This window comes from Bacteriovorax stolpii (assembly GCF_002872415.1).
Taxonomy (GTDB): Bacteria; Bdellovibrionota; Bacteriovoracia; order Bacteriovoracales; family Bacteriovoracaceae; genus Bacteriovorax; species Bacteriovorax stolpii.
Genome location: NZ_CP025704.1, coordinates 1,191,404 through 1,206,129, shown reverse-complemented (window position 1 = coordinate 1,206,129; position 14,726 = coordinate 1,191,404). Strand labels below are relative to the sequence as shown.

Sequence of the window (14,726 nt, the reverse complement as noted above, 5' to 3'; positions counted from 1 at the left end):
ATTATTAAAATAATATCTTTGTTTTTCATATCACAAGAACAAATAACGGAATTTGATTGGTACACAAAAAAAGGAAACATTATATCCTAATAATATCTTCTAAACCATCACTTGACATAAGTGGACTTAAAGACAATCTGAAACGATTTTGCTGAAATGGGAGTGAGGATTATGAAAGTAATTAGAGAAAAATACCAGGTCTCAATGTGGATGTTTATTACCTGTGGAGTTTGGCTAATTGGTCTAGGATTCTATTTTATTGCCATTAGGCCTCCACTTTTGCCGGAAGACTCGCGGTTCATGGGAACTTCCCTTGCAGAAATTCAGAAAGCTCTGCCTGGTCTTGAGTACTGGTTGAAAAAAGTATTCATCGTTATGGGCGGATTTATGGCGAGTACTGGTGCGCTCACACTTTTTGTTGCTTCTATTGTGATACCTCTACGATTGAAAGGTACGACATGGGCCATTGCTTCAACAGGTGCATTATCTGTTTTATTAATGAGCGCTATCAATTTTTCATTGCACTCCGATTTTAAATGGATGTTATTAGTCCCCTCGACAGTATGGGGAGTAGGCTTTGTTCTCTATGTCTTGGGTCGCTAACAATTTTTTAATAACAAAGCTGACTACATTATTCTAGCTACTTCACATTTTGTATTACTCTGATTTCGGAATTATGTTCGAGACAGTTCATAACTTAAGAAAAAATCTGTCACAAAATATTCTAAAATTTAAACTGTCCTCCAAGCCCTATTTTCTTGTCAGTGAGCATTACTCCCACAGACCAGGCCCATACTTTTTGATACATTAAACTAATCTCAAATTCAGTTTTCTTCTCTTGCCTAAAAGTAAAATCAACTTCAGAAAATACATATTTAGTCCATTGAAATTTTTTACTTAAATCAAGTCGAAGTTTTTTATCATTATCCAATAAAAAAGTTGTATCTACTAACATTGGAAGTATATAGCTAAACCAAGATTACCAAAAACTTCTTTATCAAAATAGCTTCCACCTAATATTAATTTCGAATAATTATTCAACCATCTCTTATAAAATAAATCCCCCACCATCCCAAGATGAATCTTTTGTAATTTCTGCTCTTACTTGAAGATCATTACGAGTATTCATCAAGTTAAGTTCAAGCTCACTATGATTGGTTGAAATTTCCACTGATCCTTCATGATACAAATGATCATGAAGATGTGATCGCTTTTTTGAAATTTTTTAATATCATTTCTCGGAATAAATGTTGAATATTTTACAACTCGTGCCATGCCAGTTTTTAAATGATACAAGTTGTGACAATGAAGCATCCACTCACCAGGTTCATTAGCCAAAACTCAATAGTTCTATTTTCAAAAGGAGGCACATCGACTGTGTGCTTTAGCGGGGAAGAATCACCATACTTATTTAAAACTCTAAAAAAATGTCCATGAAGATGCATTGGATGATTCATCATTGTATTATTAATAAACGTAAAACGTATTACTTCATTTTCATTTATAGTAAGTGTTCTTTCTTCATTAATTGCTTTGCCGTTTATAAACCAAACATACCGATTCATGTCCCCATCCAAAGCCAAGGTAATGTCCTTTCTAACAAGATCACTCGCAAAAGATGTTTTAGCGGGAGATTCTAAATCTGCTGACGTTAAAACATCAACAATCTCTGCTTTCATATCCAGACTTGAATGACTCATAGGTGCTTTTTTCATGTTCATTTTTTGAATGATCCATAGGAGCTTCATCCATCTTCATTTTTGAATGATCCATAGGGAGCTTCATCCATCTTCATTTTTGAATGATCCACAGGCGCTTCATCCATCTTCATTTTTGAATGATCCATAGGAGCTTCATCCATCTTCATTTTTGAATGATCCATAGGAGCTTCATCCATCTTCATTTTTGAATGATCCATCGGAGCTTCATCCATGCTCATTTTCGAATGATCCATGCCCCCCATTGGGCTACTCATATTCATATATAAATCTGGAACTGGTTTAATTGGTGCATTATGAGGCTCACCTTTACCAAGCCACATAGAAGCACTTCCTGTACCATCCATAGAAGTAGCTTTAAATTCATAACTTCCAGTCTTATTTGGCACAAATGAAACATCATAAGTTTCTGCCATTCCAATTAAAATCTCACTAGCAAGCTTAGGCTTAATATCAACTCCATCGGCAGATATAACTTTCATTGGTAAGTCTCCCAACGATAGATAAAAATAAGTAGAACCCGAAGCGTTGATAATACGAAGACGTACTCTATCTCCTGGCAAAATATTTTCATCCTGAGAATTATTTTTTCCATTAATTAAAAAAATGTCATATCCTACGTCCGAAAAATCCATTCCCCCCATTCGATTCCAATCATTATTCAAATAACTCATAAGCGATTTTGCACGAATGGCCCCAAGCCAAGATCTCATTGTACCTTTTTTATAAATATAGTAATCACCATCTTTCTTAAGATTATTGAGAATTTGTGTAGGATTTTCATCACTCCAATCGCTCAAGACTAAAACGATTTCTTTGTCATAAGCCTTAACCTCTTCTTTTGGATGAATAATAAATGCACCATAAACACCTTTTTGCTCCTGAACATTCGTATGAGAGTGATACCAGAAAGTACCATGTTGTCTGATTTTAAATTTGAAGACAAATTTTCCACCAGGCTTAATGGGTGGTGTATTAACATAAGGGACGCCATCCATATAAGGATCAAGCAAGATACCGTGCCAATGAATAGATACTTCATCATCTGGGAGATCGTTCTTTAAGGTAATTTCAGCATCGTCACCTTCTGTAAATTCAAGGATAGGTGCTGGAATTGATTTATTAATCATGATTGCAAAATCAACATTTTTCTTACCACTAAGATTAACATTTTCTTTAGTGGCTATTAATTCATATTTAACAGTTTTAGCAAATATCGAATGAGACATTGAAAGTAGTAATAAAAATACAATTTTTTTCATGATATATTCTTCCGACAAATATTTAGGATAACGATAAATTATTCTTAAAACTATGAAGCCAACCGAACAATTCATAGCCTATAGAATCTTAAAATATACGGATAACTAGTTTAAACTGCACGCTAAAAAAAATTAATTATTCTTTAATTGACTTCATTGCTCAGCTTTATGTAAAACCTACACATCTCTTGATAGCCTACCCCCCCCAGGGTATATGTGAATATCAATATTTAGTGCTGAGTAATAATCTTATGACGAAAAAGAAGGCAGTTTCCTCAAAAAAAATCAAGAATGAGCATGATTCTCACTCTCATCCTGATCATACTGGCCACTTAAAACAGTTGTCACGCGTCAGAGGCCAGGTTGACGGTATCGAAAAAATGATACAGGAAGGGCGCTATTGTATAGATATCATAAATCAGCTTAAAGCAATTAGTGCAGGCGTCAAAGTGATAGAGTCAGCAATTTTTGAAGCGCATCTAAAAAGTTGTATTCAAGATGCATTTGCTTCAGATGATTCAGAAAATATTCAAAAAAAAATTAATGAAATTAACAAACTTGTCTACGGGTCAAAATCAAAAGGCTAAATATGAAATCAAAATACAGATTTTTTATACTCATTCTAATTATTTTTAGTTTAAACACCTATTCAGAAACCCTACCAACTGTAGGCCAAGATGTTCTTCAATTTTATCGTAACCTAACTCTTCAAATTAGAAATTCGGCAGAATTTAAAGTTCCAATGATAGGATCAGATCAATCTTATTCCTATGAACTAGAATTTGCAGATCCTGTATATAAAGAACCTATAGTAGGAGAATTCTCACTAGGAAATGATCCGAAAAAATTTTATCGTCAATTTTGGGATAGAATTATGTTAAAAGATGGTTCTCACGCAATGATTAATGGAGAAGAAATTCCTTTAACTTGCATCTTTATTAGCGGTCAAGATAATCGTTACTCAGGTAATGCTGACCCGCGATTTCCTCAATTTATTATGAAAGTATATTTAGTGGCCAATGACTATTCATGTGTAGGCCCCCTTAATCCTGGGTTCCCAACTGCTGGTGGTAAAGAAGAAGCATGGGATACCTACCTTTATTACGAAGTAAAAGACCCCACAATAATGCTGCCAGTGGAAGCTAAAATTCGCTATAGATGGAATGAATTTCATTCTGTGCTTGTGAAATAAGGATCAAATGAAAAAAATATTAATACTTTTAAGTTTACTAACATCAAACATGCTCAGTGCTGAAGTTGTTTGGTATCCTTCTCCCCCAGAAGCTTATAAATTAGGCGAAGTATACCCTTGACCTGACCCCAAACGCTAGACTACTTTTAATCTCACATCCTGATCAAAACCGTTTATCTTTTTCATTTCAAATTGCCTAGTAAATTCTTCCGGAGTCAGACCATTCAAAGAGCTATGAGGTCTGAAATTATTGTATTCCTTTCTCCATGTTTCAATTAAAATCTTTGCTTCTTCGATCGTTTGGAACCAATGCTGATTCAAACATTGTGCTCTAAATTTCCCGTTGAACGATTCTATGAACGCATTTTGAGTAGGCTTTCCTGGCTCGATAAAATGCAGCTTCACATTGTTCTTCATCGCCCATAACCCCAAATCTTTTCCCGCAAACTCTGGCCCGTTATCTACAAAAATGACTTCTGGTAACCCAATTTTAATTTTTAAAGTATCAAGCGCTCTTGCAACCTCAGCTCCTGTCATTGTCACTCCGACGTTTATCATTGGGCAATTCTTAGAAAACTGATCAATGATTGTGAGGCACTTAATTTTTCTCCCACTGAAACATCTGTCATGGACAAAATCCATCGACCACGTTTTTAAAGGAGCTTCTGGAGGAACTTGAACAACTCTTAAATGTCTCGCTCTCTTATTTTTCTTTTTTAAACGAAGAGAGAGCTTCTCTTCTTTGTAAATTCTCTCAGTTCGCTTATGATTTATAACAAGTTCTTCTCTTTTGGTGATCTCATGTAAAGTTCTAAGCCCAAAACCTGGATGCTTTTCTGCAAGCTCTTTTAAACGCGCTCTAAGCTTGATTTCAGCAACGTCTTCAACCTCTTTGTAGTAGAAGGTTGCTTTCTGAAGATCAAGGATTCTGCAGGCCCTAGAGCAGCTCATCCTGTAGCTGTCTCTTATGTAGCTCACCATTGTGCGCTTTATTTTGGGGCCTACCACTTTTTTGAGTTAATATCCTTCAAAATCAAATTATCAAGAGAGAGATTGGCCACAAGACGTTTGAGTTTTGCATTCTCAGCTTCAAGCTCTTTCATTTTTTTAAGCTCGGCCACTTCAACGCCGTTGTATTTTCTTTTCCAAGCATAGTAGGTCACTGTGGTGATGCCGTGTTTGCGACAGACTTCTTGAACAGTTGAATTACCCGACTTGGCCTCTTGGAGAATATGGACGATTTTTTCTTCGCTGAACTTTGATTTTTTCATTTTTTTACCCTCTACATGTTAAAGTTTAACAGAGTGTAAGGTTTTGAATAGTCCAGATTTTCGGGGTCAGGTCACCCTGAAGCTCAAAGATTACTTTTTGCATTCGATTATGGACATGCACTCGTGTATGAAACTCTCATTTTAAAAAAAGGAAATATCGAAAACCCTAAAGAATTAGAAAAAGAATTATTGGAAAAGATTTTTAAAATTCTAGCAAATCCACCGTTCATCAAAGTTGATGAAGCAGATATAGCTCCTAATTATGTTTATAAATTTCCATTAATAATAAATTTATTTGATTGGTCTCATATGCTTCATCAGTTCGTCTTAGATGTACTGGCAACTTCTGAAGATCGTGGCCCTAAAATGATCAACAGGATTAACGAGATTTATGGGAAATATAAATCAAATAAACCAGTTCTTATTACGGATGAATGTAAATCTATGCTGTTCATGGATGGACATTACTTTTCAAAATCATTTAGAAAAAAGTTTCCAAGTTTTAATCTTTTAATCTGGAGCTACCACTGGTTTCAAATAAGATTATATGAAGATCTTTTACTACCTACAAAAATGGAAAGAGATGTAGCTGTAGCAAACACTATCGCTCAATTCAAATTCTTAATATCTGACTTACCCGATTCTGCTGACTTCGACATGATGCCTGAGACTGCTGTTGAAGCTCCTACGTTTGCAAAGCTTTTTCCAAAAATTCCAGCAGCTTTTGACAATAATCACATGCTTCACGACATTGTTTCGGACATGATCACATCTGAAAAAGTTCAATTGGAAAAACTCAGAGGTGAAGCTCTTAGAATGGGGCGTATGGCCCAAGATCCAGAGGCATTTAAAACAACAAGTTGTAACCAATATGATCTACAGGATAAACAATAATGAATAAATTTATTTTAATAATTTTCTTATTTCTGAATATAAATTACTCATTTGCAGAAGTCGTTACATGCTCCAAAGACTATAGCGACACAGACACACATCCTGCCTATAGATTAAAAGACCTTCAAATTAAATTTGAAAAATATTTTCCAGGAACAAGTTTTGGTGCACTTCAAGCCAAGGGACAAATAGGATATGCTGGCGTGAGGGCCGAGGTTAAAAGATACTATTCTAAAAATAAATTCGTTTATAGCTCTGTAATTAATAAAAATGATTTTAACCTGACATTAAAAAAATCGTCCGAAGACATTTATAGCGGAACATTGATCCTTAATAAAGGATCTGCATTTGAAAATACAATTAAACAATTAAAATGTTCAATTACGGGAATTTTACCAGAACCTTATCTTTGCGCAGAAACTCAAGGCAAGAAAGACATATCTCTATTTGATGCCTTGAGATCATCTGACCTTGATCAAATCAATTACTCACTTGAGTGCGGTGCCGAAATCAATAGTACAGACTCTTTAGGATGCTCTCCCCTATTAAAGCTCCTAGATCCAAACTGTGGATTTAAAAATTTGAGTATAAGTTCTCCTACAAGTTTTAATCTTAATCAGATGGCTTCATTGTTAATAGATAGCGGAGCAAATCTAGAAAGCGTTGATCCAACCAACCATCAGTCAGCTATTCATAAGGCTGTTAAAATAAATAATACTGATGTGGTTAATATTCTTGCTGAGCTAGAAGCTAATATCAATGTTCAGGATATTAACGGGTCAACTCCTTTAATACTTGCCGTATTAAATAGAAATTACTTTTTGGTACAAGAGCTATTAGATTTAAATGCCGACACTCAGTTAAAAAATAATAAAGGCCTGAGTGCTTTTGATATCGCCAAAGTTCATCAATTAGATGACATTGCTGAACTATTACTGCCAATTAAAAAAATTATTAATATTCAGGGAAACCTAGATAATATAGGTTGCTCTGTTTCTAATATTGAATTAACCATTAATGAATCTGTTGAAATATCACTTAAGGCAAGTCCATCCCGAATGTTTCGTCTCTTATCCCCAGAGCTAGGCCTTGATTTAATGGCCCAACCAAATGAAAAAATCAAAACTAGATTTACACCCAATCGAACTGGAACTTATTTCTATATATGTGGCCCACATAACGGTCCCGAAGAACAGCAAATGAAAGGCACTATTATTATCAAATAACTTACTTAAAAAGGAGCAACCATGAAAGGACTTAACAAATTTTTACTCACACTTACTATTTCTGCTTTTACTGCTACTACATCTTTTGCTGCTATCGGAAATGCTAAAATTGTAGAACTGGGATGCCATCGCCTAGAACGTCTAGTTACTTTAGGTAAAGCAGATGAGACGTTCCTCACAAAATTAAAATCGCTTGAGCTAGTTGTTCTTACACCTACGAAGCCAACTGATCCTTCATTTAAGATCATCGCTAGTCAACACGCTGGAGCCGATGGAACAACTAAGCAAGTTGAAATGATGATGGATGCTGCGGGTAAAGGAATCGCTCAAGTTGTAAAAGAAGGCACTGAATCTGATTCAGCTCCTGTTTGGGGAGACAAAGATGCTGCAACTCTAATTGAGCAATCGCTCCACTATGTAAATGATCATGCATCAGAGCATGTTGAGCTAAAGCCTTTTCAAACTGGACTTAAGTCTCTTAACTTGATGCAAGTTACTAACAACCAAGGAAATAAAGTTGCAAGGATTGAAATGATTTCAACTGCAACAACTCAAAAACTCGAAGTGAATCTTAATGAACAAGGGTCAGTAGAATCTACTAACACTGTTAACTAATAGGCACTTATGATTTTCAAGAGACTTAAATTAATTTTCTTTTTTGGGATTTGTTTAAGTCTCTTGAGTTGTAGTTATCGCAAAGAAAAAACATCAAACTTTGAAGTGACTTTCAATCCTTCTATGCTTGAAAAAATTTCGTATCAAATGGTTAATCAGCAAATCTTTACACCAAAATGTATTTCATGTCATGGCGATTCAGGAGGTGTGAATCTCGAATCATATACTGCGGTTGTCGGACATCTCGCAAAAATTAAGCAAAGCGCACTTAAAGAACAATCTATGCCAAAGTCACCTTATCCGAAACTCACAGAACAAGATTTGATTCTTTTAGCAACTTGGATACAGGCCGGAGCACCAGAGACAGCACTGGATGGTAGCTCACTTCCTCCCATTCAAATAGAACCCTTAAAACCAACTTTTAAATCTATACAACAAAACATCTTGCTAAAAAAATGCATCGTATGTCACTCCGCTGGTAATGAAGCAGAAAGAGTCAGTCTTGATAGTCCTGAAGAAATGATCGATTCACCTTATGGGATCATCACTCCTGGTGATCCAGATGAAAGTGGGCTTGTTCTTGTAACCTTGCCAACTGCGAGAAAAAGAATGCCCCCTCCTAAATCCGGACTGGCGGCATTGAAGCCTGAAGAAATTGAAATCGTAAAACAATGGATCATTAACGGAGCTAAGGATTAAATGAAATATTCAAAATTAATAATCATCGTCCTAACGATATTAAAATCTACAGTTTTATTGGCCCAAGCGGAAAAGATAGTAGTCGACTCAAAAAATTCTGCGGTAGAATTTATGGCAATTGGAAGTCCTAGTGCTATAAAAATAAAAGGCGAAAAAGCAAAAGTTGATGGCGTGGTACAAATTGAAAACAACAAACTTCAAGCAATCTTAAAAGTTGATCTAAATTCATTTGAAACTGGCATGGAAATGCGAGATGAGCATATGAAAGAAAACTACCTTCAAACAGACAGGCCTGAAAATAAAATTGCTCAACTTGAAATTAAAAACTTAAGTATTCCTACGGAATACTGGAAAAACAACAAAGAGTTAAATCTTGATTTTATTGGTGACTTAACTCTCCATAATGTAAAAAAATCAATTGTCGGAAAAATTATACTTTCTCCTTATAAAGACAACTCAACTATAAATACTACCTCTGAATTAAAAGTTAAACTTTCGGAGTATAAAATAGAAATACCATCTTTTGCAGGAATCACTGTTGCTGAAGATGTAAACATCACAGTTAAATTACCACTAATAATTACTGCAAAATAATGAAAATCTTATCTGTAATTTTTACTTTTATTTTTATTCTACCGGAGGCCTATTCTTATAGTGAGCTTTCAAGACACGGTTATGTAAACTGTACTACTTGCCATTTAAGTCCTTCAGGAGGCAGCTTATTGACTCCTTACGGACGAGAATTGTCAAAAGCTGCACTTAGTACCTGGGGTGGAAAAACAGAGCAATATTTCGCCTATAATGCCATACCTTCAATTTCAAAAAGCGAGCGAATATTGGTGGGTGCCTACATAAGAGGATTACAGGCATTTAAAACAGACAATACCGCAAATGAAGCTAGAGCAATTCTTATGCAGGCCGATCTTGATACGGCTTACAATAGTCAATATTGGGCAATTGCTGGTTCATTGGGAAGACAGGAACTCAGGAAGGGACTTGAAAGTGATTCAAGATTATTTAGTCGCAGACATTACGCACTCTACAGAATAACGCCAAATAATCAGATAAGAGCAGGTAAATTTCTTAAATTTTACGGCCTCAATGATCCCAATCATCAAATGTATGTGCGACGTTTTTTGAACTTTGGTTTTGACTCAGAATCTTACAATTTTGAATATTCATATCAAGGTGAAACTATCAGCACTTTCGCAACTGCCTTTTTTGGCAATTTCAAAGACCCCTTCTCATTGGCAAAAGAAGAAGGAGTATCCTTCTCTGCAAGTTATTTTTTTTACGACAAACAAAAATTAGGCATTAGCCTCTTAAGAGCTTCTGATGATAATTCAAAAAGAAATGTCTCAGGTATATGGGGAGTTTTTTCTTATCATCCTCAATTTTTTTCCATGCATGAATTTGACTTACAATATAAGTCTATAAAAACTAATAACCAAAAACAAAGTGGTTTTGTTACTTCGAATAAATTTAATTATGAACCTATTAAAGGACTAATAAGTTTCTTAAGCTACGATCTAGCTAATTTAAATCCGACAATAATCAGTTCTAAAAAGTCAGCTTATGGTGCAGGTCTTCAATTTTTCCCAAGACCTCACTTCGAAATCTTAACAGCTTGGCAAAAAGAAGAAATTGTTAAATTAAAAGCAAAATCTGACCTGTATTCATTAATGTTTCATTTTTATTTATAAAAACATAGTCATCGGAGATACTAGAATGTTACAAAGTTTAAAGAATCTTCCAGTAATTTTAGATTTAAGAAAAACAATTTTTGAAAATAAATTTTCATCAGATGAAAATGTAAACTACTTTAGAGGAATCTATGGTTCATTTTCAGAAGCTGAACTTTCATCACCCAAAACGAAGCCAAAAGGTTACGACAATACTGAATCTGCTAGCCTATACAAGGAAAGAACAAATAAAATTTATTCCACAGATTACCCTGTCCTTTTCTGGATGAATAACTACAAAACAGACATTAAAAAAGTTTTTGACTTTGGCGGTCACATTGGAATTCATTATTACTCGTTTTCTAAATTATTAGATTTTTCTGGAATTGAAAGCTGGACTGTCTGTGATGTTCCAAGCGTTGCTGAAGAAGGGAGAAAATATTCTGAACAAAGAGGTGCAAAAAATCTAAATTTTGTGTCAAACATCCAAGATCTCTCTGATCAAGATCTTTTTCTAGCAAGCGGATCTCTTCAATATTTAGATTGGGAGATACATGAGAAATTTTTTGAATTAAAAAAATTCCCGAAATACTTAATCTTTAACATGCTCCCCCTACACTCCACTACCAGCACCATCACTCTTCAAAGTATAGGTACTGCATTCTGTCCTTATTACATTAGAAAAGAAAATGACTTTATAAAAGGTTTGGAGTCTATAGGATATGAGCTGGTAGATTTATGGAGTAATGAAGAAAAAAAATGTCATATAGCTTTTGAAAAAGAGCGATCACTTAATTATTACAGAGGTCTCGTTTTCCGCTTTAAATAATCTTTTCAATTATCCTCCTAGAGAATTGGAAAGGGCAAATGGGCACAGGAATCACTTCCTGTGCTTTTATATCAAACTATTATTTATCTAACTTTAAAGGCAAATTGTAGGTAGCAGCTATGGCCTTATTATTATTTCTAACTGCACTTATGCTAATTTCTTTATAGCCCTGCAACGCACTCGATGGTTTTTCACAAACAAAATAATCACTTTCTTTAGAACATGAATATTCGGTATTACTGGCCCCTTTATATATAATTTTAACGGCTGAATTATTGACCGTTGGATTCTTGAAACTCATATCTAATAAATAAACATGTATCTTAGTCCCTTTATCAACAAGTTCTGTGTGGAAGGCACCAGGCATCCTCACATATCCCCCATTAGGCCCATATTTATTCATTCCATGAGCAAAAGAAACAGTTGCAAAAGTTAAAAGACAAATAAAAATAGCAATTTTAGTTTTCATTAAATTTCTCTCTGAAGTATCGGTTATTATACGGGTACAGGGTATACGACTCTAATGAGAGTTTTGTGACAGTGAAAAATGAATTGAAACCTAATTAAGTTTTTTGGTTTCTACGATTGTATAGCCGGCTTCCTCAATAGCTGACACTATATCATCCTGACCTTTTTCACTCTCTACTGTTACAAGTTGTGACTTTAAATCAATATTAACATTTGCCTTAGAATCCAATGACTTTAATGCGTTAGTAACACTTCTTACACATCCCCCACAAGTCATTCCAGAAACTTTAATTTCATACATATAAATCTCCTTTAATTAGACTACTTATTAGCCTCTTTTGAAGTATAATCCTTCCCATAATGGTAAGGTCAAGAAAATAATCACTTGACCTTACCATTATGGGAACCTTTAAGATTAGATAAAGATAATAAAGGAGAATTATATGGAAAACACAAATATAGAAACTAATATACAAATTAAAGGAATGACATGCGCAAGCTGCGTGAGCCGTATTGAAAATCAAGTTAAAAAGATAGAAGGAGTTATTGCTGTTACTGTGAGTCTTGCAACTGAGAGTGCAAAATTAGTATTAACGAATAAAGATTCTATAAAACCTGCTTTGTCTGCAATTGAAAAAAGCGGTTATGACATTTTAACAAAAGAGAGTGAATTATCAATTGAAGGAATGACTTGTGCCAGTTGTGTGAATCGAATTGAATCAGTTCTCCTCAAGGAGCCTGGGGTTCTTAGCGCAATCGTAAATCTTGCAACCGAAAAGGCAAAAATTAAGTTTGTAGAAGACTTAATAAATGAAGAAAAAATTATTAAAATTATAACCCGAGCTGGATATAAGGCTTCGAGGGCCAAATCAGAGTTAAAAGAAGAAATTAATGAAAAAGCACAGCAACTTAAAACTGACTATATCAAGCTTTTAATAGCTGCAACTCTTTCCGCTCCTCTGGTCATTCCAATGATTTTTGAACCATTCGGATTTAACTTTATGCTCACTGGCTGGATTCAGCTGTTTTTAGCAGCCCCAGTACAATTTTGGTTAGGTGCGAGATTTTACATAGCTGCTTGGAAAGCAGTCAAGGCCCGTTCTGGAAATATGGACCTATTAGTGTCTCTAGGTACCACTGCTGCATTTGGTTTAAGCCTCTACCATATAGCCATATATGGTGAACATGCTGGCCATGATGGAATTGGCGCACTTTATTTTGAAAGTTCAGCCGTAGTTATTACCCTTGTCTTATTAGGAAAATATCTTGAAACCCGTGCCAAGCAGCAGACATCAATGGCCATCAAAGCATTGCAGTCTTTAAGGCCCAATATTGCAAGAGTCAAACGCCCCGAAGGAGATTTCGAAATCTCCATTGATGAAGTGTCATTAGGAGATATTGTCATTATTAAACCTGGTGAAAAAATTCCAGTTGATGGATTAATCATTTCAGGTTCTACACAAATCGATGAATCTTTTATTACAGGTGAAAGTCTTCCTGTCGTCAAAAATTTAAAGGATAAAGTTACGGGTGGATCATTAAATATAGATGGACTTATTCAGGTCGAAACAACTGCCTTAGGTACAGAAACGACGCTTGCTAGGATTATTCGTTTAGTCGAAAATGCTCAATCAGCAAAGGCACCTATTCAAAGAATGGTTGATAAAGTTAGTGCTGTATTTGTACCAATTGTTATCCTAATAGCAACACTAACTATCGTTGGATGGGGCCTATATTCTAGTGACTGGGAAAGTGCTCTCATTAATGGAGTCGCCGTACTCGTCATTGCCTGTCCTTGTGCTTTAGGCTTAGCAACTCCCACATCTATCATGGTAGGGACAGGGCTTGCGGCAAAGGCCGGAATTTTAATTAAGGATGCTGAGGCACTTGAAATCGCTCATTCTGTTACAGTAGTTGCTTTTGACAAAACGGGTACATTAACTGAAGGGAAACCCGAACTGACAAAAATTATTTCAAATTCTATTTCGGATGAGGAGTTAATTCGAATTTCATGTGCTCTTCAGAGTGGTAGTGAACATCCATTAGCAAAAGCTATTATTGAAAAATCTAAAGAAATGGGATTAAGTATAGAAGCCAGCTCAGAAGTAAAAGCATTGGCAGGGAGAGGGCTTGAAGGAAATGTAGGCGGAGTAAAATATATCATTGGTACAAGACGCCTAATGCAAGAAAAAGTATTAGATTTGTCTTATTTTAGTTCTGAGGCTCTCGAACTAGAGAACACGGGATATACGGTCTCTTACCTAGCAAATGAAAGTAATAAAAAAATAATTGGACTCATGGCCTTTACAGATAAAATTAAAGATTCTGCAAGAGAAACAATTAAAAAGCTAAATGCTCTTAATATAAAAACAGTTATGATAACTGGAGACAATGCCGGTGCGGCCAAAAAGGTAGCTGAGTCTCTTGGAATTTTTGAAGTTAAAGCGGAAGTGCTGCCGCAGGATAAATCTAAAGTCATTGAAGATTTAAAAAGAAGTGGTCATATTGTCGCAATGGTTGGTGATGGGATCAACGATGCTCCAGCATTAGCGGCTGCTCATGTCGGAATTGCAATGGCCACAGGTACAGACGTTGCTATGCACACCGCTGGAATTACCTTAATGAGAGGGAACCCATTGCTCATCCCTGATGCTTTAGAAATTTCAAAAAAGACATATAATAAAATTAAACAAAATCTTTTCTGGGCCTTCATTTATAATATTGTAGGGATACCATTGGCAGCCTTTGGACTACTAAATCCAGTTATAGCTGGAGCTGCCATGGCTTTAAGTAGCGTAAGTGTTGTATCAAATGCATTGATGCTCAGAAAATGGAAACCAGCTAGCAAATAGCCTGGTTAATGGAGGTAA

At 35.3% G+C, this 14,726-nt stretch carries 18 protein-coding genes and 1 pseudogene; 11 read left to right on the top strand and 8 right to left on the bottom strand.

The features are described 5' to 3' along the window. The first annotated feature begins 171 nt into the window (after positions 1–171). Positions 172–603, top strand: coding sequence for a hypothetical protein (locus C0V70_RS05990; RefSeq protein WP_208107723.1), 432 nt, complete (start codon positions 172–174; stop codon positions 601–603). Between the two features lie 121 nt (positions 604–724). Here the strand turns inward: C0V70_RS05990 and C0V70_RS05985 are convergent, their stop codons facing one another. The 4 genes and pseudogenes from C0V70_RS05985 to C0V70_RS05975 all read right to left on the bottom strand — a co-directional run bounded on the left by C0V70_RS05985 (position 725) and on the right by C0V70_RS05975 (position 2,980). Next, positions 725–955, bottom strand: a complete 231-nt coding sequence (locus C0V70_RS05985; RefSeq protein ID WP_102242965.1) for a hypothetical protein — start codon at positions 953–955, stop codon at positions 725–727. 93 nt (positions 956–1,048) lie between these two features. Further along, positions 1,049–1,171, bottom strand: a complete 123-nt coding sequence (locus tag C0V70_RS19270; protein ID WP_281259254.1) for a hypothetical protein — start codon at positions 1,169–1,171, stop codon at positions 1,049–1,051. Continuing rightward, a pseudogene (locus C0V70_RS19345) lies at positions 1,129–1,565 on the bottom strand (multicopper oxidase domain-containing protein). The gene C0V70_RS19270 and the pseudogene C0V70_RS19345 overlap by 43 nt, the downstream one beginning before the upstream one ends. Positions 1,566–1,744: 179 nt before the next feature. Continuing rightward, positions 1,745–2,980, bottom strand: coding sequence for a multicopper oxidase family protein (locus C0V70_RS05975; protein ID WP_158649583.1), 1,236 nt, complete (start codon positions 2,978–2,980; stop codon positions 1,745–1,747). Positions 2,981–3,231: 251 nt separating this feature from the next. On the opposite strand from C0V70_RS05975, the gene C0V70_RS05970 reads away from it, so the two are divergent. Continuing rightward, positions 3,232–3,567 (top strand): metal-sensitive transcriptional regulator, encoded by a 336-nt coding sequence (locus C0V70_RS05970; RefSeq protein WP_102242963.1) that lies wholly within the window; start codon positions 3,232–3,234, stop codon positions 3,565–3,567. Between the two features lie 2 nt (positions 3,568–3,569). Beyond that, positions 3,570–4,172 carry a hypothetical protein gene (locus C0V70_RS05965; protein ID WP_102242962.1) on the top strand — a complete coding sequence of 201 codons (603 nt, stop codon included), beginning with the start codon at positions 3,570–3,572 and terminating at the stop codon, positions 4,170–4,172. 135 nt (positions 4,173–4,307) lie between these two features. On the opposite strand, the gene C0V70_RS05960 is transcribed toward C0V70_RS05965, so the two are convergent. Next, positions 4,308–5,153 (bottom strand): IS3 family transposase, encoded by an 846-nt coding sequence (locus C0V70_RS05960; protein ID WP_102242961.1) that lies wholly within the window; start codon positions 5,151–5,153, stop codon positions 4,308–4,310. A 20-nt stretch (positions 5,154–5,173) separates the two neighbouring features. After that, a complete protein-coding gene (locus C0V70_RS05955; RefSeq protein ID WP_102242960.1) occupies positions 5,174–5,443 on the bottom strand; it encodes a transposase in 270 nt (89 codons plus the stop codon). 123 nt (positions 5,444–5,566) lie between these two features. Between C0V70_RS05955 and C0V70_RS05950 the strand changes: the two genes are divergently transcribed. The 7 genes from C0V70_RS05950 to C0V70_RS05920 are packed head-to-tail and all read left to right on the top strand — an operon-like array spanning position 5,567 to position 11,388. Beyond that, the gene (locus C0V70_RS05950; protein WP_102242959.1) at positions 5,567–6,337 is read left to right on the top strand and encodes a hypothetical protein; all 771 of its coding nucleotides are present in this window, start codon (positions 5,567–5,569) and stop codon (positions 6,335–6,337) included. Next, positions 6,337–7,563 (top strand): ankyrin repeat domain-containing protein, encoded by a 1,227-nt coding sequence (locus C0V70_RS05945; RefSeq protein ID WP_102242958.1) that lies wholly within the window; start codon positions 6,337–6,339, stop codon positions 7,561–7,563. Before C0V70_RS05950 ends, C0V70_RS05945 begins: the two co-directional genes overlap by 1 nt. Positions 7,564–7,584: 21 nt before the next feature. Then, the gene (locus C0V70_RS05940; RefSeq protein ID WP_102242957.1) at positions 7,585–8,178 is read left to right on the top strand and encodes a hypothetical protein; all 594 of its coding nucleotides are present in this window, start codon (positions 7,585–7,587) and stop codon (positions 8,176–8,178) included. A 9-nt stretch (positions 8,179–8,187) separates the two neighbouring features. Then, on the top strand, positions 8,188–8,877 hold the full coding sequence (locus C0V70_RS05935; RefSeq protein ID WP_102242956.1) for a c-type cytochrome domain-containing protein: 690 nt from the start codon (positions 8,188–8,190) through the stop codon (positions 8,875–8,877). After that, the gene (locus C0V70_RS05930; RefSeq protein WP_102242955.1) at positions 8,878–9,471 is read left to right on the top strand and encodes a YceI family protein; all 594 of its coding nucleotides are present in this window, start codon (positions 8,878–8,880) and stop codon (positions 9,469–9,471) included. It begins immediately after the preceding gene. Next, the gene (locus tag C0V70_RS05925; protein ID WP_133566728.1) at positions 9,471–10,580 is read left to right on the top strand and encodes a hypothetical protein; all 1,110 of its coding nucleotides are present in this window, start codon (positions 9,471–9,473) and stop codon (positions 10,578–10,580) included. The genes C0V70_RS05930 and C0V70_RS05925 overlap by 1 nt, the downstream gene beginning before the upstream one ends. 25 nt (positions 10,581–10,605) lie before the next feature. Further along, positions 10,606–11,388, top strand: coding sequence for a methyltransferase, TIGR04325 family (locus tag C0V70_RS05920; protein ID WP_102242953.1), 783 nt, complete (start codon positions 10,606–10,608; stop codon positions 11,386–11,388). Between the two features lie 79 nt (positions 11,389–11,467). On the opposite strand, the gene C0V70_RS05915 is transcribed toward C0V70_RS05920, so the two are convergent. Together C0V70_RS05915 and C0V70_RS05910 are read right to left on the bottom strand one after the other, a co-directional pair. Continuing rightward, entirely contained in the window at positions 11,468–11,857 is a 390-nt protein-coding gene (locus tag C0V70_RS05915; RefSeq protein WP_102242952.1) for a hypothetical protein, read from the bottom strand. Positions 11,858–11,947: 90 nt separating this feature from the next. Further along, positions 11,948–12,157, bottom strand: coding sequence for a heavy-metal-associated domain-containing protein (locus C0V70_RS05910; protein WP_102242951.1), 210 nt, complete (start codon positions 12,155–12,157; stop codon positions 11,948–11,950). Positions 12,158–12,299: 142 nt separating this feature from the next. On the opposite strand from C0V70_RS05910, the gene C0V70_RS05905 reads away from it, so the two are divergent. Beyond that, entirely contained in the window at positions 12,300–14,708 is a 2,409-nt protein-coding gene (locus C0V70_RS05905; protein ID WP_102242950.1) for a heavy metal translocating P-type ATPase, read from the top strand. Positions 14,709–14,726: the final 18 nt, after the last annotated feature.

Excerpts from the sequence above, each read along its gene's own strand:
- C0V70_RS05940 (WP_102242957.1), top strand. The coding sequence starts at position 7,585 with ATGAAAGGACTTAACAAATTTTTACTCACACTTACTATTTCTGCTTTT.
- C0V70_RS05935 (WP_102242956.1), top strand. The coding sequence starts at position 8,188 with ATGATTTTCAAGAGACTTAAATTAATTTTCTTTTTTGGGATTTGTTTA.
- C0V70_RS05945 (WP_102242958.1), top strand. The coding sequence starts at position 6,337 with ATGAATAAATTTATTTTAATAATTTTCTTATTTCTGAATATAAATTAC.
- C0V70_RS05915 (WP_102242952.1), bottom strand. The coding sequence starts at position 11,857 with ATGAAAACTAAAATTGCTATTTTTATTTGTCTTTTAACTTTTGCAACT.
- C0V70_RS05920 (WP_102242953.1), top strand. The coding sequence starts at position 10,606 with ATGTTACAAAGTTTAAAGAATCTTCCAGTAATTTTAGATTTAAGAAAA.
- C0V70_RS05955 (WP_102242960.1), bottom strand. The coding sequence starts at position 5,443 with ATGAAAAAATCAAAGTTCAGCGAAGAAAAAATCGTCCATATTCTCCAA.
- C0V70_RS05910 (WP_102242951.1), bottom strand. The coding sequence starts at position 12,157 with ATGTATGAAATTAAAGTTTCTGGAATGACTTGTGGGGGATGTGTAAGA.
- C0V70_RS05975 (WP_158649583.1), bottom strand. The coding sequence starts at position 2,980 with ATGAAAAAAATTGTATTTTTATTACTACTTTCAATGTCTCATTCGATA.
- C0V70_RS05990 (WP_208107723.1), top strand. The coding sequence starts at position 172 with ATGAAAGTAATTAGAGAAAAATACCAGGTCTCAATGTGGATGTTTATT.
- C0V70_RS05960 (WP_102242961.1), bottom strand. The coding sequence starts at position 5,153 with ATGGTGAGCTACATAAGAGACAGCTACAGGATGAGCTGCTCTAGGGCC.
- C0V70_RS05970 (WP_102242963.1), top strand. The coding sequence starts at position 3,232 with ATGACGAAAAAGAAGGCAGTTTCCTCAAAAAAAATCAAGAATGAGCAT.
- C0V70_RS05965 (WP_102242962.1), top strand. The coding sequence starts at position 3,570 with ATGAAATCAAAATACAGATTTTTTATACTCATTCTAATTATTTTTAGT.
- C0V70_RS05985 (WP_102242965.1), bottom strand. The coding sequence starts at position 955 with ATGTTAGTAGATACAACTTTTTTATTGGATAATGATAAAAAACTTCGA.
- C0V70_RS05925 (WP_133566728.1), top strand. The coding sequence starts at position 9,471 with ATGAAAATCTTATCTGTAATTTTTACTTTTATTTTTATTCTACCGGAG.
- C0V70_RS05905 (WP_102242950.1), top strand. The coding sequence starts at position 12,300 with ATGGAAAACACAAATATAGAAACTAATATACAAATTAAAGGAATGACA.
- C0V70_RS05930 (WP_102242955.1), top strand. The coding sequence starts at position 8,878 with ATGAAATATTCAAAATTAATAATCATCGTCCTAACGATATTAAAATCT.